The organism is Mesorhizobium sp. M3A.F.Ca.ET.175.01.1.1 (assembly GCF_004791945.1).
Classification (GTDB): Bacteria; Pseudomonadota; Alphaproteobacteria; order Rhizobiales; family Rhizobiaceae; genus Mesorhizobium.
The window spans coordinates 71264-97453 of record NZ_SRTP01000014.1; the positions used below are offsets into that span (position 1 = coordinate 71264).

18 protein-coding genes and 1 pseudogene are annotated in these 26190 nt (G+C 64.1%); 9 read left to right on the top strand and 10 right to left on the bottom strand.

Annotated elements, in window-relative coordinates:
• A partial coding sequence (locus EN818_RS25490) for an Ig-like domain-containing protein (protein ID WP_210237318.1) occupies positions 1–2253 on the bottom strand: 2253 nt, incomplete at its 3' end.
• 324 nt (positions 2254–2577) lie between these two features.
• Here EN818_RS25490 and EN818_RS25495 point away from each other — a divergent pair.
• Positions 2578–3543: a transglutaminase-like cysteine peptidase gene (locus tag EN818_RS25495; protein WP_135905672.1), complete on the top strand. Its 966-nt coding sequence runs from the start codon at positions 2578–2580 to the stop codon at positions 3541–3543.
• On the opposite strand, the gene EN818_RS25500 is transcribed toward EN818_RS25495, so the two are convergent.
• From EN818_RS25500 to EN818_RS25520, 5 genes are all read right to left on the bottom strand, one after another.
• Positions 3533–4171, bottom strand: a complete 639-nt coding sequence (locus EN818_RS25500; protein WP_135905674.1) for a ribbon-helix-helix domain-containing protein — start codon at positions 4169–4171, stop codon at positions 3533–3535. The genes EN818_RS25495 and EN818_RS25500 overlap by 11 nt on opposite strands.
• Complete coding sequence (locus tag EN818_RS25505; RefSeq protein ID WP_095809237.1) at positions 4161–5450, bottom strand: HlyD family type I secretion periplasmic adaptor subunit; 1290 nt, start codon at positions 5448–5450, stop codon at positions 4161–4163. The genes EN818_RS25500 and EN818_RS25505 overlap by 11 nt, the downstream gene beginning before the upstream one ends.
• 14 nt (positions 5451–5464) lie before the next feature.
• Complete coding sequence (locus EN818_RS25510; protein ID WP_095809238.1) at positions 5465–7597, bottom strand: type I secretion system permease/ATPase; 2133 nt, start codon at positions 7595–7597, stop codon at positions 5465–5467.
• Positions 7598–7626: 29 nt separating this feature from the next.
• Positions 7627–9084, bottom strand: coding sequence for a TolC family protein (locus EN818_RS25515; protein WP_095809239.1), 1458 nt, complete (start codon positions 9082–9084; stop codon positions 7627–7629).
• Between the two features lie 339 nt (positions 9085–9423).
• A complete protein-coding gene (locus tag EN818_RS25520) occupies positions 9424–10194 on the bottom strand; it encodes a glucose 1-dehydrogenase (RefSeq protein WP_135905676.1) in 771 nt (256 codons plus the stop codon).
• 187 nt (positions 10195–10381) lie between these two features.
• Here EN818_RS25520 and EN818_RS25525 point away from each other — a divergent pair, with 187 nt between their 5' ends.
• Positions 10382–11695, top strand: coding sequence for an NAD(P)H-dependent oxidoreductase (locus tag EN818_RS25525; protein ID WP_135905678.1), 1314 nt, complete (start codon positions 10382–10384; stop codon positions 11693–11695).
• Between the two features lie 402 nt (positions 11696–12097).
• Here EN818_RS25525 and proC read toward each other — a convergent pair whose 3' ends face one another.
• The 3 genes from proC to EN818_RS25545 are packed head-to-tail and all read right to left on the bottom strand — an operon-like array spanning position 12098 to position 15272.
• A complete protein-coding gene (proC, locus tag EN818_RS25535; protein WP_135905680.1) occupies positions 12098–12913 on the bottom strand; it encodes a pyrroline-5-carboxylate reductase in 816 nt (271 codons plus the stop codon).
• A gap of 24 nt (positions 12914–12937) precedes the next feature.
• Positions 12938–14305 (bottom strand): O-antigen ligase, encoded by a 1368-nt coding sequence (locus tag EN818_RS25540; RefSeq protein ID WP_135905682.1) that lies wholly within the window; start codon positions 14303–14305, stop codon positions 12938–12940.
• A complete protein-coding gene (locus tag EN818_RS25545) occupies positions 14274–15272 on the bottom strand; it encodes a glycosyltransferase (RefSeq protein ID WP_135905769.1) in 999 nt (332 codons plus the stop codon). The genes EN818_RS25540 and EN818_RS25545 overlap by 32 nt, the downstream gene beginning before the upstream one ends.
• A gap of 168 nt (positions 15273–15440) precedes the next feature.
• Here EN818_RS25545 and EN818_RS25550 point away from each other — a divergent pair.
• From EN818_RS25550 to EN818_RS25560, 3 genes and pseudogenes are all read left to right on the top strand, one after another.
• Positions 15441–16612, top strand: a pseudogene (locus EN818_RS25550) (glycosyltransferase family 4 protein).
• Positions 16609–17403, top strand: a complete 795-nt coding sequence (locus tag EN818_RS25555; RefSeq protein WP_135905684.1) for a WecB/TagA/CpsF family glycosyltransferase — start codon at positions 16609–16611, stop codon at positions 17401–17403. Before EN818_RS25550 ends, EN818_RS25555 begins: the two are co-directional and overlap by 4 nt.
• Positions 17400–18323 (top strand): DUF6492 family protein, encoded by a 924-nt coding sequence (locus EN818_RS25560; protein WP_135905686.1) that lies wholly within the window; start codon positions 17400–17402, stop codon positions 18321–18323. The genes EN818_RS25555 and EN818_RS25560 overlap by 4 nt, the downstream gene beginning before the upstream one ends.
• Positions 18324–18341: 18 nt before the next feature.
• Here EN818_RS25560 and EN818_RS25565 read toward each other — a convergent pair whose 3' ends face one another.
• A complete protein-coding gene (locus tag EN818_RS25565; protein WP_135905688.1) occupies positions 18342–19637 on the bottom strand; it encodes a lipopolysaccharide biosynthesis protein in 1296 nt (431 codons plus the stop codon).
• Between the two features lie 199 nt (positions 19638–19836).
• Here EN818_RS25565 and EN818_RS25570 point away from each other — a divergent pair, with 199 nt between their 5' ends.
• The 4 genes from EN818_RS25570 to EN818_RS25585 all read left to right on the top strand — a co-directional run bounded on the left by EN818_RS25570 (position 19837) and on the right by EN818_RS25585 (position 26049).
• On the top strand, positions 19837–22149 hold the full coding sequence (locus EN818_RS25570; RefSeq protein WP_135905690.1) for a GumC family protein: 2313 nt from the start codon (positions 19837–19839) through the stop codon (positions 22147–22149).
• Positions 22150–22275: 126 nt separating this feature from the next.
• The gene (folD, locus tag EN818_RS25575; protein ID WP_129553390.1) at positions 22276–23175 is read left to right on the top strand and encodes a bifunctional methylenetetrahydrofolate dehydrogenase/methenyltetrahydrofolate cyclohydrolase FolD; all 900 of its coding nucleotides are present in this window, start codon (positions 22276–22278) and stop codon (positions 23173–23175) included.
• A gap of 49 nt (positions 23176–23224) precedes the next feature.
• On the top strand, positions 23225–24187 hold the full coding sequence (locus EN818_RS25580; protein ID WP_095809285.1) for a GlxA family transcriptional regulator: 963 nt from the start codon (positions 23225–23227) through the stop codon (positions 24185–24187).
• Positions 24188–24384: 197 nt separating this feature from the next.
• Positions 24385–26049 (top strand): VWA domain-containing protein, encoded by a 1665-nt coding sequence (locus EN818_RS25585; RefSeq protein WP_135905692.1) that lies wholly within the window; start codon positions 24385–24387, stop codon positions 26047–26049.
• Positions 26050–26190 lie beyond the last annotated feature (141 nt).

Sequence of the window (26190 nt, forward strand, 5' to 3'; positions counted from 1 at the left end):
GACGTCGCCGCCCTGAGCCTGCGGCGTCAGGCCGCCGATGGTCGGCGTGGAGTCGCCGATCGAGATCGTCAGCGTGGTGTGCGACAGATCGCCGTCGCCGTCCTTGATGGTGTAGGTGAAGACGTCGTCATGGCCGCCGGGGGTGCCGGCGTCGCGGGTGTAGCTGTAGGAGCCGTCGGCATTGAGCGTCAGCTTCCCGTAGGTGCCCTGGATGACGGTGCCGACATTGCCGTCTTCGCCGCCGGCCGTGGTGCCGGCAACGACGCCGACGATGCCGCCTGCCGGCGAGGTCGTGGCCGGGCCGTCGGCGCCGATCACGTCGTTGGCCAGCACATTGCCGCTGACCGGGCCGAACTGGCCCGACGCAATGCTGTTGGTGTCGAGATTTGCGGTCGGCACGTCGTCGACGATCTGAACCGAGAGCGTTCCCGAGGAGGCATCGCCATCGGTGTCGGTGACCGTCACCGTCATGTTGTCGAAGATGGAGTCGGTGCCGGCGCCGGAGTGGGTCTCGTTGTCGAGGAGCGTGTAGGTGTAGCTGACCTGGCCGGTGCCGGCGTCATAGCCGGTGATGGTCAGCGTGTTGCCGTCGGGCGTCGTCACGTCGACATGCGTGGTGCCGCTGTTGGCAAGCGCTGCCGCCGAGATGTCGGTGCCGTTGATGGTGAGCTTGGCGATGCCGTCGGGCGAGGAGATGGTGAAGGTGCCGGTGTTGTGCTCGGACGGATCGCCGTCGGCGCCTGGTGCCGCCAGTTCGCCCGAGCCTTCCGAGCCGGAGCTGGCCGGCAGGCCCTTCTCGTTGACGGTGGTGTCGCCGCCCTGAGCCTGCGGCGTCAGGCCGCCGATGGTCGGCGTGGAGTCGCCGATCGAGATCGTCAGCGTGGTGTGCGACAGATCGCCGTCGCCGTCCTTGATGGTGTAGGTGAAGACGTCGTCATGGCCGCCGGGGGTGCCGGCGTCGCGGGTGTAGCTGTAGGAGCCGTCGGCATTGAGCGTCAGCTTGCCGTAGGTGCCCTGGATGACGGTGCCGACATTGCCGTCTTCGCCGCCGGCCGTGGTGCCCGCCGCCACCCCAACGACCGTCACATCGTCGGCGCCCTTAACATCGGCGCCGGCGGCATTGCCGTCGCTGCCAGCGCCGGTGATGACATTGCCGTCGATCGCGGCGTGCGAACCCGACGGCACGACGTCGGTGTCGGCGACCGCGGTCGGTGCGTCGTCGATGATGTTGATGACCAGCGATCCGGGAGGAGCTGCATCGCCGTCGGAATCAGTTACGCCAACCGCGAAACTCACGCTCGTGTTGTCGCCAGAGGTGTTGTCGAGCAGCGTGTAGGTATAGCTGATCGAGCCGGTGCCGGTTACCGGGTCGTAAGTGTAGCTGGCCGTCAGCGAGCCGGTGGCGTCGGTGAAGGTCTGCGGGGCGCCGGTCAGCACATGGCCGCCGAGCGTGACTTCCGATACGCCGTCCGGCGAAGTGAAACCGATCGTGCCGGACGTGGTCTCCGAATTGGAGGCGGAGTCCGAGCCTTCCGGTTCACCGTTGCGCGCCGGCAGACCGGCTTCGTTGACGCTTGCTCCCCCTATGGTTCCGATCGAAGGCGTCGAATCCGGTTTGAGGAGGCTTGGGAACAATTCGCGGTTATCCGGCTGGCCGAACTGCAGCGCCGTCGGCGGCAGGAGTGACGTCAGGCCGAAGCCGTCGCCGATCCCGCCGGGAGGAACCTGGAAATTTCCGCCGGCGCTGTTCGGCGAGCCATTTCCGCCGGCCGAAATCGAGCCGTCGGCGCCGAAGGCGACATCGACATGGCTTGCCTCGAGCGCGGCGATCAGCGCAACGCGTGGCACCTCGACATCGCCGATGATGAAGGTCGGCACGTTCAGCGCGCCATCCTTGATGACGATCTCGGATCCATCCGGCTGCTGCAGAACCAGATTGTGGCCATCGACCTTGATGTTGTCGATCGACACGTTGGCCGGGAGCTTCACGACATTGCCGGCCTCGGCGTGGTATTCATGCGTAACGTTGGAGGCCGCTGTGTTCGCTGCCGGCGCGTTTGCCGCCGGCGCATTGGCCGTACCCTGTGCCGCGGCGCCGCTGCCCACATCGACCGGCACCGGCTCACCGGCTGGCTGTGCTGCCCCCGTGGCGGCCTGAGCAACTTGAACACCCGCTGAAATCGGATGCTCGCCAACAGCCGATTGCTCGTCCGTGGAATTGGGAACGGCGTCGAATTCGATACTGGTCGTCATAGGTCAAGCCCCCTTCGGCATTTCTCGGCAAAAGACATGCGAGGCCGGAGCTTTGCAACTGACCTTCAACGCTTTGCATATAAGATAATATGTGAAGATTCGTATTTTTTGCGCTTGGTAAATTGCGACAATATATTTGATTATGCATGTGCCCGACCGACGCTTCATGTGCCGGGGAGACCGGCGCCGAATCGGCAAGCGGAAGTATAAGTTTGAATCAAATTTGATATAAAACAGAATAGAGTGATTCGATGAAAGTTACCCACCTTCCTTTCCGATAATTTGAGACAAGATCGGTAGCGTCCACGGTCAAAGGTGGGCGTCATGAAAATACAAAAAGTTGCCTTGGGGTTGTCAGGGATCAGGGTTTTCCTGCTGGCAGTCGGCATCGCCGGCCTGTCCAATCCCTCATCGGCCAGTGCGATGTCGGTCGGTGAATCGGTGCCGCAAACCGTTGCTTCGCCGACCATCCTCGGCGGCATCTCGCTGACCAGACTCCAGCCCTGGCGGCCCGTCGCGGCCTATCGCATGATCGCTGTCGCCAGCGCCTATGGCCCGCTTGAAACCCGCGCAGCGGTCGATGGTTCGAGCGTGCTGGCCGCTCCCGGGATCGATCCGATCCAGACCGCGGCGATCATCCCGGGCGTGTTCGGCTCAGTGGCGCTCTCGATGCACAACTTCCCTGTGGCGGCGCGCTGGTCGCCCGTCTACAAGGCGATCGTCGATTGCTCGTCCGGCAGCGCCTGCGACCACGAGAACGCGGCCTTCACCGAGATTGTCGACATCGCCGGCAGCAAGGGCTTCCGCGACAAGCTTGCCTTCGTCAACAGCAGCATCAACCGCCTGATCGCCTACCGCAAGGACAGTGTCGTCTACGGCAAGCTCGATTATTGGGCCAAGCCGTCGGAGATCCTTGAGCATCGTGCGGGCGACTGCGAGGATTTCGCCATATTGAAGATGACGGCGCTGCTGCGGGCCGGCGTCCCGCCGCAAAGCATGTCGCTCGTGGTGCTGCAGGACCGCCGGCGGAAATTTTTCCACGCAGTCCTGTCCGTGAGCACCGGCGAAGGTGCCTTCATCCTGGACAGCCTCAGCAATGTTGTGGCGATGGACCGCGATCTTCCCGATTACGTCCCGCTCTATTCTTTCAGCACCGATCGGGCCTGGATCCACGGGTCGAAGTCCGGCGCGCAGATCGCCGACATCGCCGGCGGCTTCTCGACGGTCGCTCCCGGCGAGGGCTCCTCGCCTGACATGACGCTGACCAGGGCGAATACCGCTAGCCGTTGAAGACGAACGCCATCAGCAGTTCCGGTTCGGCCACCGGCGCGCGCACGGCGCTGAGCTGACCCCGATAGCGGCGCTCGCCGGCGCCGATGACGAAGCCGGTGGTGACCGGTGTCTCGCCGTTGGCGTCGAGCCGGGCAAATATGTCGGTGACGTTGAGGTCCAGTGCCAGTTTCAGGTCCTGGTGTCCCTCCTCGCCGGGTGCGCTCGGCAATTGCCGCTTCACCAATTGCTGGAACGGCGTGTTGAAGGCCAGGATCTTCTTCGACGACGACAGCGCGAAGGCGGGCGAGGGGCACGCGACGAGGATCGCGTTGATGGTCCGGATCGAGGCGAGCTTGCGCAGTTCCATGCTCTCCTCGATGAGGCCCCGCATGCATGCGACCCGGATCGCCGAGGTGAGATTGCCCTCGGGATGATTTTCGGCGATCTCCTCGACCAGCATGCCGATCGTGCATTTGCGGCTTTCGGCCATCTGCTTCAGCGATACCCAGAAAGCGCGCTCGAGCCGAATGCCTCGGCGCACGCCGCCGCGGGCCACGACGCGGAACTCCGGACCGAAATCCTCGGCCGCGAGCGACGGCAGCAGCCGTTCGCGCTGGGTGTCGGGGCGAGCGGCGCTATCGCTCACTCATCGCCTCCTGACGCGCCTTGTTGATGGGCTTCAAAAGGTAGTTGAGGATCGTCTTGCGTCCGGTCTTGATGTCGACCGAGCAGATCATGCCCGGGATGATCGAGTAGGTCTTGCCGTTCCTTTGCAGCGTTGATTTCTCGGTCGCGACGCGCACCTGATAGTAGGGCTCGCCCGTCTTCTGGTCGACAAGGCTGTCGGCGGTGATGTTCGAGACCTTGCCTTCGATGCCGCCGAAGATCGAGAAATCGTAAGCCGTGACCTTGATCAGCGCGTCCTGGTCCGGCTGGATGAAGGCGACATCGCGCGGTGAAACCCGGGCTTCGACCAGAAGCGTCTCTGAAGTCGGCACGATGCCGGCCACGACCGCGCCCGGCTGGACAAAGGCGCCGAGCGTGTTGACGTCGAGCGTGTTGACAATGCCGTCGACGGGCGAGCGGATGTCGGTCCGGGCCACCTTGTCGGTGGCGCCCCTGATGGTCTCGTCCACCACGGACAGATCGGCGAGCGCCTGGGTCAGGTCGCTCAGCGCCTCCTGCTGCAACTGCAGCCCGAGCTCGTTGACCTGCAGTTGCGCCTCGGTGATCGCCGCCTTGGTTTTCTTGATGGTCTCGCCGGCAAGGTTGAGCTGGCCATGCAGATCGGTCTGCTCGCGTTCGACGCGGATCTGCTCGGTCTTGGCCATCAGGCCCTTCTTGACCATGGATTCGACCAGCGCCGTTTCCTGATCGCTGACCGCCAGGCTCTTGGACAGGCGATCGGCATTGGCGGTGGCCTCGTCCAGTTCCTTCTCGCGCTGGTCGAGGCGCGACTTGAGAACCGACAGCTTGACCTCGAAGTTGTCGCGGCGCGCAACGAGCAGCTTCTGCTCGTTGTCGCAGATCTCCGGCGCCACCTTCTGGATGTCGGTCGGGCACGGAAACGCCCCCTCGACATTGCCGCTTTGCTCGAACTTGAGCCTGGCGATGCGCGCCTGCAGCGCCCGCGCCTTGGCCTGTTCCTCGCCGAGGCTCGAAGCGTTGCCGCTGTTGTCGAGGCGGATGATGAGGTCGTTCTTCTTGACCGTCTGGCCGATCTTGACCGCGATCTCCTGGACGACGCCGGCTTCGCTCGCCTGGATGATCTGGGTTTTGGAGGCGGGAATGACCTTGCCGTCGCCGCGCGCGATCTCATCGACCTCGGCGAAGGATGCCCAGGCCGTGAAGGCCACGAAAAGGGCCCCTATGATGTAGACGGACGCCGAGGCGAAGAGTGGCGGCCTATCTTCTTTTGCAAGCATTTCCCATGATCCAATCAGGCACTCGGCTTTTGCAATGCCTGGATGACTCTTTCCTTCGCCCCGTCGGCAACCACGCGGCCCTGGTCTACGACAATGAGCCGGTCGACGAGTTCCAGCATGCTGTAGCGATGCGTCGACACGATCAATGTCGTGTCGCGGTCGATCGCCACCTTGAGCTGCCTGATCAACTGCCGTTCCGAGGCAAGGTCCATAGAACCCGACGGCTCGTCCAGGAAGACGATCTTGGGCTTGGTCAGAAGCAGGCGTGCGATCGCCACCGCCTGACGCTGGCCGCCCGACAGGTTGGTGCCCCGCTCGCCGACATTCATGTCGTAGCCGCGCGGGTGGCGCGAGACGAAGTCGTCGACACCGGCTGCCTTGGCGGCTTCGATGATCTCCTCGTCGCTCGCGTCCGGCGCCGCCATCAGGAGATTCTCCTTGATGGTGCCTGAAAACAGGTCGCCGGCCTGCGCGACGATGCCGACCGCGGCGCGCACTTCCGAGGGGTGGTATTGGCGAATGTCGATGCCGTCGATCAGCAATTCGCCGGAGGTCGGCAGGAACAGCCGGCCGATCAACCGGCCCATCGTTGTCTTGCCCGAGCCGATACGGCCGATGATGCCGACGCGCTCGCCCGGCCTGACTGTGATGTTGAGCCCGCTCAGCACCTCGTTTTCGGTTCCCGGATAGGTGAAGCCGACATTCTTGAAATGCATCGCGCCGCTTCGGATCGGCCGATTGACGAAGCCGACCGTATCCGGCCGGTCCTCAGGCTGCGACATGATCGTGTTGATGATCCGTAGCGACAGCATGGCCTGACGGAACCGCGCCAGCGTGATGGCGATCTGGCCGAGCGGCGCCACCGCCCGGCCCGCCAGCATGACGGTGCCGATGATGGCGCCGGTCGAGATCTGGCCGTCGGAGAAGGCATAGGCGCCGGCCACCACCAGGGCGACTGTCACAAACTGCTGGATGGCGCCGGTGATGTTGCCGGCGGCGGCCGAAAGCTCCTTGATTTTTTCCGACGTGTTGGCCGCGTTCTTCGAATGCTCGCCCCACTTGCGCAGCAGATAGGCCTCGGCGCGCAGCGACTTGATCGTCTCCAGCGTCGAGATGGATTCGACCAGAAGCGCCTGGCGCTGCGCCGCCTCGTTCATCGAAGCGGCGACCCGTTTGCCGATGCGCCGTTGCGTGACCAGGCCGACAACGACGGAAATCACGAAGGCCAGCGCCGGTATGATCACCAGCCAGCCGCCTATGGCGTAGATGACCAGCAGGAAGACGAAGACGAAGACGGTGTCGATGAAGACGCTGATCGTGTTCGAGGTGAAGAATTCGCGCACGAACTCGTATTGCGTGACCCGGTTGGCATATTCGCCCGTCGAGCCCGGCCGCGCCGACAGCGACGAGTTCAGCACCTTCTCGAACAGGAGGTAGGAAATGCGCAGGTCCGCCTTGCGTCCGGCGTAGTCGATCAATGCGGCGCGGGCCGTCTTGAGCAGCAGGTCGAACAGAATGGCCGCGCCGATGCCGAGCGCCAGAACCCAGAGCGTCGAGATCGCTTTGTTCGGCAGGATCCTGTCATAGACGTTCATGGTGAAGATCGGCGACGCGATCGCCAGCATGTTGATGAAGACCGCCGACAGCACGACCTTCGAATAGGTGCGCCAGAACGCCCCCATCGTTCCGGTCAGCCAGTGCCGCCGCTCGATCCTTGGCGCCGACCCGACCGTCATCTCCTCGGCCGTGTTGGCGTAGGTGATGGAGAAGGAGGCGCCGCCGGTGATCGGGCCCTCGGCGAGCTCCGACCGGCTGATCGTGGTGCGGCCGTTTTCCTGCGGAGCGGTCAGATACTGCCCGCTTTCGATCTCAGCCAGCAGCGCGACGGGCAACTGGCTGAGACGAAACACGATTGCGGGAAGATCGATACGACCCCGCATGAAATCGCGCTGGCTGAACTCCTGCGCCTCGAGCCCGATGCGTTCGGCCAGATGCCTGATGTCGTCCGGCTCGATCCTCGTCTCCGAAATCGGCACGCCGGCAAACAGCACGGTCTCCGCGCTCGGCCTGCCGAGATAGGCTGCGATCGCCGAGAAGCAGGCCTTGAAAGCCTCCTTGGGCGACAGGATATGAGGTTGCTGGTTCACGACCCGCCCCGGAGGACCATGATCGATGCTTACATCGGCTGCTTTTTCCTGACCGGCGCGAGGATGTCGAACGGCAGATCGTTCTTCTGCTCGGACGGCGTGCGCGCATAGGTTTCGGTGTCGGCCGTTGCCGGCACGCCGAATTCCGTTCGGGCGTAGGCGGTGGACTGCTTGGCCGGCGCGATGTTCATCGTCTTCAGCAACTGTCCGGTCGCCGCGAGCAAGCGGTACTGTGCGAACAGCGATGCGTAAGCCGAGGTGTCAGCCAGCGTCGCGGTGTTGAAGCGCGTGTTTTGAGCATCGAGCACGTCGAGCAGAGAGCGCTGTCCGACCTTGAACTGCTCGCGATAGGAAGCGACCAGCTTTTCGTTGGTGGCTGCCTGCTGCCGAAGCGTCTGCGCGAGTTCCGCCTGGCGGAAACGGCGATCCCAGGAGATGCGGACGGCTTCCTCGATCTCGCGCAGCACCTGATGCAGCGCAAGGCGTTGCTCGCTGGTGCGGCGGACCTGCTCCTGCTCGTTCGCCTTGTCGATGCCGCCGCGATAGAGGTTCCAACGCAGCACGACGCGAGCCTGCAGGTCGTTGGTGTCGCCATCGGCGCCGTCGATGTCATATCCGCCGCGGGCGACACCCTCGGCAGTGATCGTGGGCCCAAATTTCGCCCGTGCCGCGTCGACCAGCGAAGCGGCTGCATCGATGTCGCTGTTGGCCATGTGGACGCGCGGATTGTTCTGCCGGCCGAGCCCGATCGCCTCGTCCAGCGACCGCGGCAGAGCGCGGGAGACGTCGCCTGGCCTGGATGCGTTGGTCAGCGGCTTGCCGACCGTCTTGAAGAAGCGGATCTTGGCCGCCTCCAATTCCTCCGTGGCCTCCTGCATCCGCGCCTTGGCGGCAAAGAGCCGTTCCTCTGCCTGCTGCTGGTCGGCATCGTTGAGCGCGCCGCCGGCGATGCCCTGCTTGATGTCGCCCAGTATAGACTGGTGGAAGGCGAGGTTCTTCTTCGCCTCGCTGACGATCGAAGCCTGCAGCATGTATTCGAGGTAGTCCTGGACGACGGAAAGCCCGATGAACTCGGACCGTTCCAGCACCCTGAAGGAAGCCCCGTCGACGCGCGAAGCCTGGCGGTTCAATTCGGCGCGCCGCGCCCCGCTGTCATAGAGCGTCTGCGAGACCGTCAGGTCGGCTTCGTTCGGGTAAAGCGCGTCATGGTCCTCGTCGAGCGCGCGCCGCGATTCGTTGTCCAAGCGGCGAACGCCGGTCGAGGCTTCCAAATCGACGCTCGGAAGATAGAGCCCCTTTGCCTGGCGCAACTCGAATTCGATCGCCTCGCGGTTTTCGATCGCCTGTCCAATCTCCGGATTGGACTCCACCGCCACTGCTATGGCTTCCTTGAGTGTAAGTGCGCTGGCGCTGCCGCAAGCCAGCATTGAAACTGTCATGGCAAGCGCAACGCGCCAGCCGACGGTGACTTTACCCGTCCTGGTCATATTTACCCCGTGACTATCCCCGCGCCCTTTTATTTTTTGTCAGCGCATATTTGCCCAAGCCTGCCACCGGAGCTTGCGAGCACTACTATCAGATTTTTCGAGGATGTGAGTCCCTAATGGGCTAGAGACTTATAAAAGCGTGGTTTCTCGCCATTAGTCTCAAGGGCTGTAGCAAAAATGGCACATAACGCTACGCGTCAGTGGAGAGCATCGAGCCGGAAGCGGACCGCAATCAGGGATTGCCGAAGACAGTCGGTCAGTTTGCACAGCGAATCGCGCCGTTCGGCACATCGCAGCCCTGCCCGGCTGGTGGCTGGCCTTCGCATCCAGGCTTGTTGCCTAGGCGACCGACCAGCCGCCGTCGACCAGAATATTGGCACCGGTGATCAACGAAGCGGCTGGTGAGGCCAGGAACACGACGGTGCCGGCCACATCGATCGGATCGCCGATTCGGCCGAGCGGAATGTGCCGCAGCACCTGGGCGTGAAAATCCTTGTCGGCTAGCGACGGCTTTGTTCCATCGGTCCAGATGAAGGTCGGCGCGACGCTGTTGACGCCGATGCCGTGCTGTGCCCACTCGGCCGCCAGGCAACGCGTCAGATGGTTTATGGCAGCCTTGGTCATGCAATAGATAGCCTCGCCTTTCAGCGTCACGGTGCCGGCCTGCGAACTGATGTTGATGATACGCCCGGATTTCTGGGCGATCATCAGCCGCCCGACCGCTTGGGTGGTGAAGAAGGTGCCCTTGAGGTTGACGTTGACGGTGAGGTCGAAATCCTCCTCCGTCACGTTCTCGGCAAGATTTTCCGGCCCAAGACCGACATTGTTGACCAGCACGTCGATGCGGCCGAAGGCGGCGTGCGCTTCGGCGGCGGCGCTGCGCACCGTGGCGAGATCGGTCAGATCCATTCGCACGGCGAGCGCTTTGCGGCCGCTGCGTTCGATCTCCGCGACGAGGTCGGCACCGTCTCTCTCGTTTCGCACGCCCACTATCATGTCAGCGCCCGAACCGGCGCATGCAAGCGCGCAGGCCCGCCCGATGCCGCGCGAGGCGCCGGTGACCAGCACCACTTTGCCGGCCAGGTCGAACTTAGGCGTGAACTCCGTCATGTCAGGCCTCCCGATTTCTAGGCCATTATTAGCTCGCCGCACGGCGAAGGCTAGGTGCGGATTGCTGCGAAGAATCTGCTCCGGTTTTGCAAGGCATGCACCGGAAATTGCCACGCCTGACCGGTTTTGTTGGCAAAGGGGAAGCGTTCCCTGTATTGCGGGCTGAAATCAAAACGGACTTTCTTGTATGACAAATGTCGCCCTGACGGGCCTTGCCCGCGATCTCGCCCGGCGCGCCGCCGAGGGCAAGCCCGTGCGCATCGGTGTCATCGGCTCCGGCGAGATGGGCACCGATCTGGTGACGCAGGGCATGCTGATGCCGGGCATCTCGGTCGCGGCCATCTCCACCCGTCGCCCGCACACGGCTCGCGAGGCGATCCGCATTGCCTATGGCAACGAGGCAATGGCGGCGGAGGCCGAAACCGCCTCGAAGGTCAGTCAGGCAATCGAGAGCGGCAGGATCGCCATCACGTCCAACGAGATGCTGGTCACCAATCCGCTCATCGACGTCGTCATCGATGCGACCGGCAAACCCGGTGTCGCTGCCGATTTCGATCTGATGGCCATGGAGCATGGCAAGCATCTGGTGATGATGAATGTCGAGGCCGACGTTACCATCGGCTGTTATCTGAAGCAGCAGGCGGATCGGCTCGGCGTCGTCTATTCGGTTGGCGCCGGCGACGAGCCATCGAGCTGCATGGAACTGATCGAGTTCGCCTCGGCGCTCGGCTACACCATCGTCTCGGCCGGCAAGGGCAAGAACAATCCGCTCAACCACGACGCCGTGCCCGACGATTACCGCAAGGAAGCCCTGCGCCGGAACATGAACCCGCGCATGCTGGTCGAATTCGTCGACGGCTCGAAAACCATGGTCGAGATGTGCGCCATCGCCAACGCCACCGGGCTGGTGCCCGACATCGCCGGCATGCACGGTCCCAAGGCCGATCGCGACCAGCTTGCCAAGGTGCTCATCCCGCGCGCGGACGGCGGCATCCTGTCAAAGAAAGGCGTCGTCGACTACACCATCGGCAAGGGCGTGGCGCCTGGCGTCTTCGTCATCGTCGAGGCCACCCATCCGCGCGTGGTCGAGCGCATGGACGACCTCCATGTCGGTCACGGCCCCTATTACAGCTTCTTCCGGCCCTACCATTTGACCTCGCTCGAGGTGCCGCTGACCGCGGCTCGCATCATGCTCTACGGAAGGCCCGACATGGTGCCTTTGCCAAAACCGGTGGCCGAGGTCTGCGCGGTGGCCAAGCGCGACCTCGCCCCCGGCGAGACCTTCGATGCCATCGGCGAGACCTGCTACCGCTCCTGGACAATGGACATCGCCGAGGCCCGCGCCAGTCGCGCCGTTCCGGTCGGGCTGCTCGAGGGCGGCAAGGTGCTGAAGCCGGTCAAGAAGGGCGAACTGCTGACGGCGGAAAATGCCGCGCCTGACCACACGACGAAGCTGTTTGCCTTGCGTCGGCTGCAGGACGAGATGCTCTACGGCGCCTGACGCTTTCGCCGGATCAAAGATGTCCGTATTCCAACCTTGGCCGGTAGCACTTCGGTCGACCAATTTGCGGTCTATATTCTGGTCAAAGAGACTGCATCTCTGAAGTTGTCGGAAAAAGTAAAACCCATCAGCTATATCAAGGCGCATGCACCAGAAACACGACGTGGTGATCTACTGCCTTGTCGATGGCCGGCGGGACATGGGGTCCTTCCTTGAGCGCCGGCTGCTGCGTTGAAAGAAAGAGATTTCGGCTTCGCCGCTCTGATCACCCGTCGCGGTCCAGTATGTCGTGGCTGACTAGGTGGCGAGCCCGTGTCGTGACTGCGATAGCGTCGCGGAATGTCCCAGCTCTGCGAGAGCGCAGTTATTTTCGCATACCGATCTCGCGTGAGCGGAACCGGCTTACTTCCCCAGCTCTATAGAGCGCCGCCGCGCCGCCTCGACCGCCTCGCTCAGCAACTTCGTCAGCCGGTCCTCGCCCATCAGCACAGCAAGAGCCGCCGCGGTGGTGCCGTTGGGGCTGGTCACCTGCTGGCGCAATACGCCCGGCTCCTCGTCGCTTTCGGCGGCGAGCGAGGCAGCACCATAGACGGTCTGTGTGGCCAGCAGCCTGGCTGTCTCGGCCGGCAGTCCGGCTTTCTCGGCAGCGACCGTCAGCGCCTCGATGAAATGGAAGATATAGGCCGGACCGGACCCGGAGACCGCAGTCACAGCATCCATCAGCGCCTCGTCGTCGATCGTCGTCACGACGCCGCTCGCCGAGAGCAGCTCGGCGACGAAGCGCCTGATGTCGTCCGATACCAGCGGGTTGGAAAACACCACCATCATGCCCTTGCCGATCGCAGCCGGCGTGTTCGGCATGCAGCGGATGATCGGCGCGAGGTGGCCGAGGATTTCCTCGAAGGTGGCGACCGGTGTTCCGGCGGCTATGCTGACGAAGGTGGTCCTGCCGTCGGCGAAACGCTTGTAATCCGCCACGACATCGCGGATGACCTGCGGCTTCACGGCAACGATGACGAGATCAGGTCCTGCATCTGCTGGAATGCCGGAAGCGCCGGCAGCTGCGCTGCACCCGAGATGCTCGGCGCGCTTGCGCAATTCGGCATTCGGTTCGACCACGAATACCGCCGAGGGCTTGAGCTTGCCGGATTTCAGCCAGCCCGCAAGCATGGCGTAACCCATATTGCCGCAACCGGCGAGAACCAGCCTGATCGTCATGGAAGCCTCCGCAAAGCGCTCTCATTAGACGCTGGACGGGCGACGGGAAAGTCCCATCGCGGCGATTGCGGATCGGGGCGAGGGGCGAACCGGGATCGGCCGCAGCGAGACTTGCCTAAGGCCAAGCACGCCGAGCACGAAGAACAGCCAGACCGGGTCGCCGCGGTGGAAGAAGAAACTTTCGAGGAATGCGTTCAGCGCGGTGAACAGTACCACCATCATGAAGAAGTCGCCAAGGAAGATGTTTTCCTTGCGCGGCGGGATTCGCATGTAATCGCGTAAGGGCGCGATCAGGAAGGTGTAGATCGCCACGCAGAGCGCCGGGATGCCCATCAGCACGGCGATATCGAGATAGCCGTCATGGCCGTGCACGATGGTGCGGATGTCCCAGGCGCGGTCAAAAGGCTGGTCCTGGTTGAGCAGCAGTGGCGTTCCCCAGAAGCTCTCATAGCCGTACCCGGTCCAAGGCCTCTTCGCCAGCATGTCGCCGGCGAACTCCCAAAGCGTGGTGCGGCCGGTATAGGTGAGGTCCGGGAAATAGATTGCCGCCAGATGCTTGACCGGCGGGATGAAAACGATGCCGAGCGTGCCGACCGCCGTTGCGATGATCGCGGCCAGGAACAGGATCGGGGTGCCGAGCCGCATACCGATGAGGCTCGGCAGCACCACGATCAGGATCGAGAACGGCACCAGCCCGGCGGTCGTCTTCGAGCCGGTGTGCAGCATGAAGATCAAGGCCGCGCAGAAGATACCGGCTCCCCACCAGCGCTGCCCGCGCCGGAACAGATAGAGCCCTGCGAAGCTGAAGCACGCCATGACCGGCCCGGCGATGTTCTTGTGGGTGAATACGCCGCGCCACAGGCCCGCATGCTCGGGCTCCTGTGAGTCAGCCGTGTGCAGCGCCTCATGCGGAAAAACGATCAGGCCGGCATAGGAGAGGCCAATGACGACCACGGCGGTGAAGATGACGACTCGCGCGAAGGAGTCTGCGTCGCGCGGCAGGACCAGGATCGCCGCCATGGTGATGATGCCGATCATGGTGAAGGAGGCCGCGCGCATCGCCGCGGGCGGGTCGGTCGCCATCACCACCGACAGCATGAAGAAGCCCAGCATCAGCAGCCAAGATGGACTGAGTATCGAACGCACCACGCGCGGGTCGGCGAAGGCGAGCAGCGCGAAAATCGAAAGCGCGCCGAGCGAGCCGAAGCCGAGCTGGTTGACGATGTCGCCGCCGTCGCCGGTGAGCTCGGCGCCTGCCGGCTGGAAGGGCCGGAACGAGACGATGATCACGGTAAACAAGAGCGCGGCGATCGCCGTTGCGACGCCCTCGCGCGAAAAAGCCGCGCTGAGCGGCGCGCGCTCAGTTCTTCTCAGGCTGTCGGTACTGCTCATTGGCGTATCCGAATTCGGCCAGCACCCGGCCAAGCGCGACATAGACGGGATAGAGGCCCGTCGCCAGGGAGCCCGTCCGCGCCAGCCGGATGGCGCCGCGCAGCGGGGAGGCGGCAAGCAATGCCAGGCTCTTCAGAACGACCTTGCCCCGGGCGAAGGGCGTGCCGGCCCGCTTCTTCTTTTCCACCAGCGTGGAGATGACGCCGTTGCGCAGGCTGCGGGCGCGGATCCAATCGGGCTCGACCCGCCGGGCAGGAACCGTTTCATTCACCCTTGCCTGCGCGCACCAACCGAGCACGAAGCCCTTCTGCGCGGCGCGGCTCAGAAAATCCGAATCGCCGCCGCCCATGAAGTTGAATCTGAGATCCAGGAAGGGCGGCCCCATGGCCGCCAGCACGTTGCGCCCGACGAGGAGATTGCCGGACGAGTAGAGCGCCGGCACCCGCCCTGTTTCCCTGTAGGGTGGCGCGAAGACCGGATGATTTGCCCATCTGCCGTGGCTCGGGTCGGCAAAGACCGGCACTTGCGGCCCGCCGACAATGTCGGCGCCAAGCGTCTCGGCCGCCTTGCACATGCGCTCCAGCCAGTCGGGGTCCGCGGTCTCGTCGTCGTCGATGACGAGCAGATGCTTGAAATTGGGAAATTGCAGCATCGCCGTTTTCCAACCGGCATTGTAGGCGCTGCAATTGCCCCGCTCATGCGCAACGATCACCAGGCCCGTCATTTCGCCGCGTTCGAACAGCGGCAGCGCCGCCTTGGCGCCTTCGCGCGCCTCGGCCTCGTTTTCGATGACGATGACGGCGAAGGCTCTCCCGGTGCGCTGCCCTTGAAGCGACGCCAGCGTTTCGAGCAGTTGCTGCGGCCGCTTGAAGGTCGGCAGCGTGACCACAGCTTCGACGCTCTCCGCGGCGAGCCCTGGAGAGCGCCCCGCGATCGATACCGAAGCGTCCGATGGCAAAGGGATCATCCGTTCCAGCCGCATAGGATTTTGTCCCTCGATAGCATTGCGGTGACAACGTTTCGTTAATCACCTTGGCGCTCAAAGGCGGCAGCCCGGCGATGCAAGTCCGCAATCGTCGCCACTTAATCAAGGGTTCACTCCGCCTTGCTATGGGGTCGGCGCTGGATAGGTGAGATGCATCTTCTGTTCGCCACATCGATCGTGCCCGACGGCGCTCTCGCTTCGGGCTACGAGATCGCCAACGCTGCGATCATTGCCGCGCTGCGGCGTGCCGGCGTGCGCGTGACGGTGATCGGTTTCACCTGGCCGGGGAAAGCTCCTGTCGACCCTGAAAACACCATCGTGCTGGGCGCCGTCGACGTGCGCACCGAAAGCGCGTCACCGTTTCAAAAACTTGCCTGGGTGGCGAAGGCCATGCTTGCCGGCCTCACCTTTTCCTCGGTCAGCTGCGCGTCGTTCAGGACAGCGAAGTCCGCGCCGCCATCGAAAATGCCGGTCCCTTTGATGGTTATGTTCTGAACTCCGTGCAGTTCGCCGGCGCGTTTGAGGAGCTCTTCGGCGACCGGCCCTCCATCTTCATTGCCCATAATGTCGAGAACCGCTCGGCCGCTGAAAACGCCGCCGCAGCCGGCAGCGCGCTTCAGCGCTGGCTGTTTCGCCGCGAGGCGAGGCTGCTCAAGCTGATGGAAGAACGCCTCTGCCGCGCCGCGCGCTTCGTCTTCACGCTCGCCGAGGAGGACCGCGCAGCACTTGGTGTTGCCTCCGACGACCGTTCGGCGGTGCTGCCGCTGGTGACGCGTGCCGAGGCGCCGGCCAAACGAGCCCCACGCCGCATCGATTGCGACGCGGCGCTGATCGGCACCTGGACCTGGCAGCCGAACCGCATCGGGCTGGACTGGTTCCTCGCCAAGGTCGTGCCGCATCTGAGGCCCGATTTCCGCTTACGCATCGCCGGGAACATGCCTTCGGGCATCGTCTCGACGCATCCCGGCGTCGAATTCGTCGGCCGCGTTCCGGACGCCCAGGCATTCGTGCGTGGCGCCGCCGTCATCCCGCTGATCAGCACCGCCGGCAGCGGGGTGCAGTTGAAGACGATCGAGACCTTCGAACTCGGCTTGCCGTCCGTCGCCACGAGCCGCTCGCTGCGCGGCATCGGCTATCGGCCGGACAATTGCATGGTGACCGATGACCCGGTCGCCTTCGCCGCCGCGCTCGAAGCGGCAGCGGCCGACGCGTCAGATGTCGACGGCAGCGCCTTCCATCGCCGCCAGATACAGGCGCTCGACGCCGCGATGGAACTGGGTCTCGGCAAGCTCGGCGCTGTCCGGCGGGAGATCGCGGCATGAATATGCACGCCGCCCGCACCGCCTCCGGCGCCGACACGCTGAGGACCATCCTCGGCATCTCGGTGCTCGCCATCCGCTGGGATGAGGCAACTGCGCTGCTCAACCGGCTGATCGCCGAGCGCCGCTTCACCAAGGTGAGCTTCCTCAACGCCCACAACGCCAACATCGCCTACACCGACCCGGCCTTCGCCGAAGCGCTGGACGACTTCCTGGTGCTGCCCGACGGCGTCGGCGTCGACATGGCAGCGAAGCTGCTCTACGGTGCGCCGTTTCCCGACAACCTCAACGGCACCGATTTCGTCCCGGCCTTCCTGAAAGCCTCGGCCCGGCCGCTCACTGTTGCGTTGCTCGGCGCGACGCGTGTCAATGCCGAGGCGGCATCCGCCAAGCTCGCCGCGCTCGCCCTACAACACAAATTCGTGGTCATCCATGATGGCTACTTCTCCCCGGCCGAGGAGCCGGAGATCGTCGGGCGCATCGCCAGGCTGCGGCCGGATGTGCTGCTTGTCGCCATGGGCGTGCCGCGCCAGGAATTGTGGATCGCGCGCCACATCGAGCCCGGTCATTGCACGCTGCCGATCGCCGTCGGCGCGCTGCTCGATTTCCTGAGCGGAACGGTGCCGCGGGCGCCGTTGTGGATGCGCAGGATGAGGCTGGAATGGCTGTTCCGCCTCTGGGTCGAGCCAGGCCGCCTGTGGCGCCGCTACGTGGTCGGCAACCCGCTCTTCCTCTGGCGCGTCCTCAAACAGAAATTGACTGGCAAGCCGCAAGCCGCGGAGGCGAGCCGTTGAACAGCCGCTTCCTGCCCGAAGCCGCCACCGGAATGGCTCCGCTGCCGCGGACGCCGTCGGCGGCGATCGTCACCGCCAGCTATGCGCCGGATTTCGAACGCTGCCGGCTGCTGTGCGAGACCATCGACCGCCATGTCGGCGGCATGGCGCGGCACTACATCCTGGTCGAGCATCGCGACGTGGCGCGGTTTCGCCGGCTGGAAGGCAGCCGGCGCACCATCGTCGACGAAAAGGATCTGCTGCCGCGCTGGCTGCGCGCATTCGACGATCCGTCCAGCCTGTTTCGCCGCCGCGTCTGGCTGAGCCTCAGGACCCAGCCGCTGCGCGGCTGGCACGTGCAGCAGCTGCGCCGCATCGCCATTGCCGCGCATGCCGCAGAAGACGTTCTCGTCTTCTGCGATTCCGACGTCGCCTTTCTCAAGCCGTTCGACACCGGAGCCTTCTGGCATGACGGCAAGGTGCGGCTGTTCAGGCGCGGTGGCGTGTTGGCCAAGGACGGCCACGACGAACACCGCATCTGGTCGAAAAATGCCGGGCTGGCGCTCGGCATCGCTGCTGCGACGGCTTCGACCCATGACTACATCTCGACGCTGATCGCCTGGCGCCGCGAGACGGTCGCGGCGATGTGCGAACGGATCGAAAAGCTGCACGACCGCGACTGGGTGAGCGTCGTCGGCTCGGCCCGAAAGTTTTCCGAATGCATGCTCTACGGCCGCTATGTCGACGAGGTGCTGGATGGCGCCGGCCATTTCCACGGCTCGCAAGAGTTCTGCCGCGTCCACTGGAACGGCAAGGCGTTGTCGGATGAGGAGTTCCGGCATTTCGTCGATGCCATGGCGCCGGAACAGGTGGCGATCGGCATGCAGTCCTTCATCGGCACCGATGTCGGCCGCATCCGCCGGCTGATCGGGCTCGACTAGCCGCGTCCTTATCCCAATCTAGATTGCCTTCGCGGGCCGGCGCATTGCCGAGTAGGTGAGCAGCATCGAGGCGAGATAGAGCAGCAGGAAGACGACGTTGAGCGACAGCACCAAATCGGATGTGTCGGGAATCGCCGTCAGCACATAGGTAAGCAGCATCGCCTTCAGGCCGGCGAGCAGTCCGAGGTTGAACGCCCGGACCGCGGTCTGGCCGCGCGCGAACAGCAACTCGGCCTGGTATTCGACCAGGTTGCGCAGGCCCGGCACGCAGACCGCCAGCGCCACCAGGGGCGCCGCCTCGGCGACATTCTTGCCCAGTGCATTGGGGAAGAAGTGCAGCACGATGCCGAGGGCCAGCAATGCGAGTGTCGATACCAGGAACACGCCACCTTCGATGCCGCTCTTGACCGCGAACCGCGACAACAGCTCCGGCGCCCGCATCATCCGCTGCACCAGCATCATCGAGAAGGTGCGGATCGGGATCGCGGTGAGGTCGACCAGCCGCATGATGATGGCGTAGATGCCGGCGAGGTGCGGTCCGCCGATCGACAGCACCAGGAGCTTGTCGAACTCCATCTGCAGGTAGAACAGCACCTCGGCGCCCGCCACATAGACCGAGTCGGCAAGTCGCCGCAGATAGAGTTCGCTGCGCATCCTGAGTCGCTGGCGAGGATAGAAAAAGACAAAAGCGATGAGCAGCGAGACGGCGTTGGCGGCAATGTAGTACGAGGCCCAGACGCCGACGCTGCGTTGTGCCGCGAACATGAACAGCACCGCGGCCACGGCCCTCAGCGCCGTCGCCATGATGGCCAGCACGGCAGCGCGGCCGAACTTGCCGAGGCCGTTGTTGACGATCAGTGCCACCTCGACCGGCCGCCACAAGAGCGCCTCGGCGAACACGACGGCGGCGAATACGGAGAGCGGCACGGTGCCGGCGAAGAATATGAGGTAGACGACGTAGGAGGCGGCAGCCAGCAACGGCAGCGAGGCGATGCCGAGCAGCAGGAAGCCTGCCGTGAAGGTGCCGATCAGATTCGGGCGGATCGTCGCCGTGCGATAGAGCGCGGAGATGAAGCCGAAGGCGAGAATGCGCGACAGCATGACGCCTGCCGCCGAGGCGGTGGCGAACATGCCGAACTCAGCGATTGAAAGCGTGTTGGCCAGCGCCACGAAATAGGCGAGCGAGAACACCAGCCGCCCGCCGGCGCCGCTGATCGCCGAGAAATAGTCGAGCACCAGCTTCCGGCGCGCGGCCACGAAGTGGCCGATCCGGGCGAGGGGACGCCTCTGCGGTATGTCGCTGGTCTGGGTCATGTGTCGGCCGGAACATAGGCGGGAAAGCTTAACGTGCCGTTCTGGAAGCGCTCGGCGGGACCGCTGGAGCGATACAATCAATGCGAGAAACCAGCTTTTCCTGCAGCCAAAATTAACTTTTTGTTTCCTATGCCTGTTTAGCGTGGCTTAACGATTGGCCAACCGCTCCCAAGCCGCCAGAGAAGCAAGTTCCAAGACAATGGTCGACAGGGATAACCGTGACGATTGGAGGCGCGAGCGCTCGCTGCTGGCGCTTGGCCAGGCCATGCGCGGCGAAGACGACGCATCGCTGGTGTCGATTGGCGACAAGGCAAATCAGTCATGGCGCGACGACGCTGCGGAGCGTCATCGCGCCGCGCGCGCGCAGCGCGAGGCGCTGCTCAATCCCTCGCCCGAAAATGCGCGGGAACCCAGCCGCGATCCGCCTCGAATAGTTTCGGATGAGTCGCATCCCGACTGGGCCGCGCTAGACGTCTATCCTCAGGCTCGACTGGACCAAGAGAGCGGTTCCGCGGGTTCCCAATCGCAGGCCGGATATGAACCTCGCTATGCCGAGCCTTCCTATGCACGGCGGGCACTGGCCGCAGACGAACCCGATTCCCAGGAATGGAAACCGTTGATCGACCCGATGCAGGTCGTTCGCGGTATTGCCCGCTCCAAGGCGCTGATCCTCTCCACGACCATATTGGGCGCCGCGCTTGGCATCGCCATCGCGCTGTCGACGCCGAAGAAATACGAGGCCACCACCGACGTCATCGTCGACCCCCGCGATCTCAAGCTCACCGATCGCGACCTCACGCAGAACGTGGTCGCCTCGGATGCGACGCTCGCCATCGTCGAGAACCAGACCCGTATCCTTACCTCGGGCACGGTTCTCAATACCGTCGTCGACAAGCTCAATCTCACCAACGATCCCGAGTTCAACGGCCAGGGCAGGGGCGGCATCGGCCTGGTGTCGATGCTCCGGTCGATCCTGTCGCGCCACGATGCGCAGGGCTCCGCCGACGAGTCGCGCAGGCGCGCGCTGGCGGTCGGCAATCTGGCGAAAAGCCTGGACGTCGAGCGCGGCGGCAAGACCTTCGTCGTCTCGGTGACCGCAACCACGCAGAATCCTGACAAGTCGGCGCTGATCGCCAACACGATGATCAAGGCTTTTCAGCAGGCTTCCAGCGAAATCCAGTCCAAGACGGCTGGCCGCGCCACCGAAGAACTCACGGCGAGGCTCGACGAACTGCGCAAGGGCGTGGAGACGGCCGAGCGCAAGGTCGAGGATTTCAGGGCGACCCATGATCTCGTCGATGCGCAGGGCCACCTGATCAGCGACGATCAGATGCTGAAACTCAACGAGCAGCTTTCCGTCGCCCGCGCCCGCACGCTTGAGCTCAACGCACGCTCCGCATCGGCGCGGTCGCTCAACGTCAGTTCAGTCCTCAACGGCACCCTGCCGGAAGAAATCAACTCCAACACGATGGGCGAACTGCGCTCGCAATACGCGGCGTTGAAACAGGAGGCGGATCGCGCCGCGGTGAAGCTCGGGCCGCGCCATCCGGAGCTGCAGGCGCTCAATGCCCAGCTCGCCGGCGCGCGCGAGCGCATCGGCGCCGAATTGCAGCGCATCGCCTCTTCGCTGCAGGTCGACTTGAAGCGCTCGGTGCAACTCGAGCAGGACCTCGCGTCCCGCCTGGCGCAGGCCAAGGTGCAGAGCGGCGACGTCAACAACGATCTCGTTTCGCTGCGCGAACTGGAGCGCGAGGCAGCTGCCAAGCGCTCCGTCTACGAACAATTCCTGCTGCGCGCCAAGGAAACCGGAGAGCAGAAGGACATCAACACCGCCAATATCAACGTCATCTCGCCGGCCTACGCTCCGCTCGAAGCCAAGGGACCGTCGCGTGCCGTGGTGTCGCTCGCCGGCCTCTTGCTTGGCCTGTTCGCCGGCATTGGCCTGGGCGCGCTCCGCGGCGCCTATGCAAGCCTGCGCGAGAGCGCCAACGCCCGCTCGCGCGTCAAGGAATATGGCCCTGCCTTTGAGGAGAGGGCCCACCAAGCCGCTGCGTTGATGCCCGTTTCCGCGCCACCAGCGGCAGTCGCCGAGACGGATCGCCCAGGCTTGGTTGGCTCACTGATCTCGTCAGTGCGCCGCCTGATGCCGCGAAAATCGCAGAAATCGGCTGACACGGGACCAATCCCGGCAGGCGGTGCGGTCAGGTCGCCTGTATCAGAGGCTCGCCAGCCGCAGCCCGCCACGCCAGCCCGAATCGACCGAGGCTCCAAGCTGTCGCATGGCGATCCCGCTGCGCGGCAACCGGGCTACGCGCAGCCCGCGCGACAGCTTGTCGATCCCAAAGTCCCGCCTGTATCGCCGTCCGATCCACGGCCACCAATGGCTGACACGAGCCAGGCCTTGCAAGCCGACCAGCAGCAACAGATCGACGAGATCCGGGCCAGCCTGCGCGAATTCCGCGAGGCCGTGCGCGAGCTGACTGAAAGCCGCTCTCGCCGCCGCTATTTCTAAAACGCTTTGTCGCGGATAAAAGCATGCCGGTTTCGAGTTTACGGCATGTGACGGCGCTTTGGCGGGATTGCCCGGCCGAATTTTCGTGAAAATGCCGCCCAAAACGAACGGTATCGAAGGTGGTTCATGGCCGAAGTAATCGACGGAAAGAGTGTCGCTGAGGATGTGGTCAACAAGGTCAAGGCGCTGACCTCGGAACTTTCGGCCAGGGGCGCGACCAAGCCCGGCCTTGCGGTGGTGATCGTCGGCGAGGATCCGGCAAGCCAGGTCTATGTCGCCTCGAAATCGCGCACCGCCAAGGAATGCGGCTTCCATTCGCTCCAGCACACGCTGCCGGCAGAGACCACCCAAGCCGAATTGCTGAAGATCATCGACGATCTTAACGCCGACTCCACCATCCACGGCATATTGGTGCAATTGCCGCTGCCGGGTCATATCGATTCCGGCAAGGTCATCCAGGCGATCGCGCCAGAAAAGGATGTCGACGGCTTCCACTTCATCAATGTCGGTAAGCTCGGCACCGGCGAGCTCGAGACGGCTTTCGTGCCCTGCACGCCGGCCGGGTCGATGCTGTTGATCGAGCGCGTGCGCGGCAAGGATCTCTCTGGCCTCAACGCGGTCGTGGTCGGCCGTTCCAACATCGTCGGCAAGCCGATGGCCAACCTGCTGCTTGCCGCCAATTGCACTGTGACCATCGCCCACAGCCGCACCAAGGACCTGCCGGCGCTTGCCCGCACCGCCGATATCCTGGTTGCCGCTGTCGGCCGCCCGGAAATGGTCAAGGGCGATTGGGTAAAACCCGGCGCCACCGTCATCGATGTCGGCATCAACCGCGTTCCCGCACCTGAGAAGGGTGAAGGCAAGTCGCGGCTGGTCGGCGACGTCGCCTATGCCGGAGCGGCGGAAGCAGCCGGCGCCATCACGCCGGTTCCCGGCGGCGTCGGACCGATGACCATTGCCATGCTGATGGCCAACACTGTAGCTTCCGCCTACCTCGCCGCCGGATTGAAGCGACCGTCCTTCTGACCAGAAAGCAGCGTCCTTGCCGAACCATGTGCCTCTCGAACGGCCGGTCATGAACGATCCCGTTCAGGGCGGCCGGCAGTTCGGGTTCCTGCTGGTCGACAAGTTCTCGATGTTCTCGCTTGCCGCGGCGATAGACTGCTTCCGCTCGGCGAACCGTCTGCTCGGCCGCGATTTCTACGGCTGGACGACGATATCGGCGGACGGCGATGCGGTGATGGCCTCAAACGGGCTGCCGCTGAAGATCGACTACTCCGTCGCCGACATGCCGCCGGTGGACATCCTGTTCGTCTCGGTCGGGCTCACCACCGAATTCCCCGGCAAGAGCAAGGTGCTGGCGGCGCTGCGCAGTTGGGGCCGCCGCGGCAACGCGCTCGGCGCGCTGTCGGTCGGGTCCTACCTGCTCGCCGAGGCCGGCCAGCTCGACGGCTATCGCTGCACCATCCACTGGGAGAACCGCGCCGGCTTCATGGAGCGCTTCCCCGACATCAACTGCACCGGCAATGTCTTCGAGATCGACCGCAAGCGCTACACCTGCGCCGGCGGCACCACCTCGATCGACCTGATGCTGGAGATCGTGCGCGGCGATTTCGGCTCGAACCTCGCCAACGGCGTCGCCAACCAGTTCCAGCACGAGCGCATCCGCTCCGCCGGCGACCGCCAGCGCGTCGGTCCCGAGCGCGATCTCACCGGCAAATCGGAAAAGTTGCGGCGCATCGTCGAACTGATGGCCGATCATCTCGACGAGCCGCTCTCGGCGGTGCAGCTCGCCAAGTCGGCGGGGCTGTCCGTGCGCCAGGTCGAACGCCTGTTCCTGCGTCACCTCAACGTGACGCCGGGCCGCTACTACATGCGGCTCAGGCTCGAGCGGGCGCGCGAATTGCTGCGCCAGACCAACATGCCGATCCTCGATGTCGCGATCGCCACCGGCTTCACCTCGCACTCCTATTTCGCGCAGAGCTACCGGCTGCAGTTCGGCCGCCCGCCGTCCGAAGAGCGCCGCACCACCTACTAATGCATGTCGCCCAGAAGTGTGTAGCGGTTCTGGGACCACGACATGCATTCAAAACAAAGACTTAAAAGCGCATCGCTCAATCCGTTTCAGCCCGATGCGCTTCAAGCGGACTGGATATTGCCGCCGCCGCACTTGTCTCCAAAGGCGACGTCAAATAGCTTTCCGGACGCGGACGGGGGTTCACTCAGGAGATTTTCATGGCGGGACTGGCACGGAGCATCGCTGCGGCGATCCTCCTTTTGTCGATGACGACGTTTGGCTTTGCCGCCAGCAAGGTCATCATCATTCTCGACGCATCGGGCTCCATGTGGGCCCAGATCGACGGCAAGCCGAAGCTCGAGATCGCGCGCGAATCGCTGCGCACCGTGCTGCAGTCGGTGCCGGGTGACGACGAGATCGGATTCATGGCCTATGGCCATCGCCAGAAGGGCAGCTGCGAGGACATCGAGTTGATCGTGCCGCCGCAGGCCGGTTCCGCAAGCGCGATTTCGGCGGCCGCCGACAGCATGAAATTCCTCGGCAAGACGCCGCTCACGGCTGCCGTCAAGCAGGCTGCGCAAGCGCTGAAATACACCGAGGAGAAGGCGACCGTCGTGCTCATAACCGATGGGCTGGAGACCTGCGGCGGTGATCCTTGCGCGCTCGGCAAGGAACTGGAGGCCGCCGGCGTCGACTTCACCGCCGACGTGGTCGGCTTCGGGCTCACCGCCGACGAAGGCAAACAGATCGCCTGCCTCGCCGAAAACACTGGCGGCAAGTACATCCAGGCATCGGACGAGAAGGCGCTGCAGGAGGCGCTGGTCGAGACCGTGGCGGCGCCCGCCCCGGCGCCTGAGCCCGCTCCGGCCCCCGCCCCGGCGCCGGCGCCCGAGCCGGCCAAGCCCGAATTCAATTTCATGCCGACAGTGGTGCTTGCCGAAGGCGGCGATCCGATCACCGACGGCAACGCCTGGGAAATCTACAAGGCCGCCTCCGATGGCGCGCGCGGCGATTCCGTCGCCACCGAGTACGGCACCTACAAGGGCAATCTGGAGCCGGGCGACTACATCGTCGTGGCGCACAAGGGCGAGGCCAGATCCGAGCAGAAGGTCAAGATCGAAGCGGCGCAGGTCTATAAGCCTCTGTTCATCCTGAATGCCGGAACGCTCATCATTCATCCGCGGCCAAGCGAAGGAGCAGACGTTGTCGATGGCGCCGCTGTCGTCATTGACTATCCGGGCGCTGACCATCCTGCGACCTACTATGGGACCACCAAGGTCGTGCTGCCGGCCGGCGACGAGAAGGTGACGGTCAAGATCGGGCAGGGCGAGGTGACCGAAACGATCCCGGTCGCCGCCGGCAAGACCGTCGAAAAGGACATGATCGCCGGCGTCGGCCATGTCGTTGCCAATGCCTACTATATTGCCGGCGGCGACAAGGCGGACGCTTCGGGCATTGGCTTCAAGGTCGTGAAGGCCAAAAAGAAGATTGATGGCACCAGGGAAGAGGTGACCTACGCCTACGGCCCCGACAGCAAGTTCGATCTGCCGCCCGGCGACTACGTGTTGATCGCGACGGTCGATCTCGCCATCGTCGAGCAGCCGTTTACTGTCAAGGTCGGCGAACTTCAGGATGTGAATGCCGACATGAAGGCAGGCGTGCTTGCGATCACCGCGCCCGGGGCCTCGAAGATCGAGATCTTCGAGATGGAGAAGGACATCAACGGCAACCGCAAGTCGCTTGGCTATGCATACGACCAGAAGTACCAGGCGGCGATACCGGCGGGCGACTACGCGGTCGTCTCGGAAAAATCGGACAACAGCTCCAAGGAAGCCACGGTGACGGTCAAGGCCGGCGACCGGGCCGAGCTGACCGTGCAATAGAGAGCACGTGGCGATCCAAAAAGGGCGGCCGCAAGCCGCCCTCAGACTGCTGACGAACCCCGTCGATTTTCGGCGGGGTTTTGTTTTGCGAGTTGATTGAGCTTGGCAAATTGGTGTCAGGAGGAGATGTCAGGAGACTAC

Coding starts and splice junctions, on each gene's coding strand:
- EN818_RS25495 (WP_135905672.1), top strand. CDS start 2,578: ATGAAAATACAAAAAGTTGCCTTGGGGTTGTCAGGGATCAGGGTTTTC.
- EN818_RS25585 (WP_135905692.1), top strand. CDS start 24,385: ATGGCGGGACTGGCACGGAGCATCGCTGCGGCGATCCTCCTTTTGTCG.
- EN818_RS25505 (WP_095809237.1), bottom strand. CDS start 5,450: ATGCTTGCAAAAGAAGATAGGCCGCCACTCTTCGCCTCGGCGTCCGTC.
- EN818_RS25545 (WP_135905769.1), bottom strand. CDS start 15,272: ATGATCCCTTTGCCATCGGACGCTTCGGTATCGATCGCGGGGCGCTCT.
- EN818_RS25565 (WP_135905688.1), bottom strand. CDS start 19,637: ATGACCCAGACCAGCGACATACCGCAGAGGCGTCCCCTCGCCCGGATC.
- EN818_RS25540 (WP_135905682.1), bottom strand. CDS start 14,305: ATGAGCAGTACCGACAGCCTGAGAAGAACTGAGCGCGCGCCGCTCAGC.
- EN818_RS25555 (WP_135905684.1), top strand. CDS start 16,609: ATGAATATGCACGCCGCCCGCACCGCCTCCGGCGCCGACACGCTGAGG.
- EN818_RS25570 (WP_135905690.1), top strand. CDS start 19,837: ATGGTCGACAGGGATAACCGTGACGATTGGAGGCGCGAGCGCTCGCTG.
- proC (WP_135905680.1), bottom strand. CDS start 12,913: ATGACGATCAGGCTGGTTCTCGCCGGTTGCGGCAATATGGGTTACGCC.
- folD (WP_129553390.1), top strand. CDS start 22,276: ATGGCCGAAGTAATCGACGGAAAGAGTGTCGCTGAGGATGTGGTCAAC.
- EN818_RS25520 (WP_135905676.1), bottom strand. CDS start 10,194: ATGACGGAGTTCACGCCTAAGTTCGACCTGGCCGGCAAAGTGGTGCTG.
- EN818_RS25515 (WP_095809239.1), bottom strand. CDS start 9,084: ATGACCAGGACGGGTAAAGTCACCGTCGGCTGGCGCGTTGCGCTTGCC.
- EN818_RS25580 (WP_095809285.1), top strand. CDS start 23,225: ATGAACGATCCCGTTCAGGGCGGCCGGCAGTTCGGGTTCCTGCTGGTC.
- EN818_RS25525 (WP_135905678.1), top strand. CDS start 10,382: ATGACAAATGTCGCCCTGACGGGCCTTGCCCGCGATCTCGCCCGGCGC.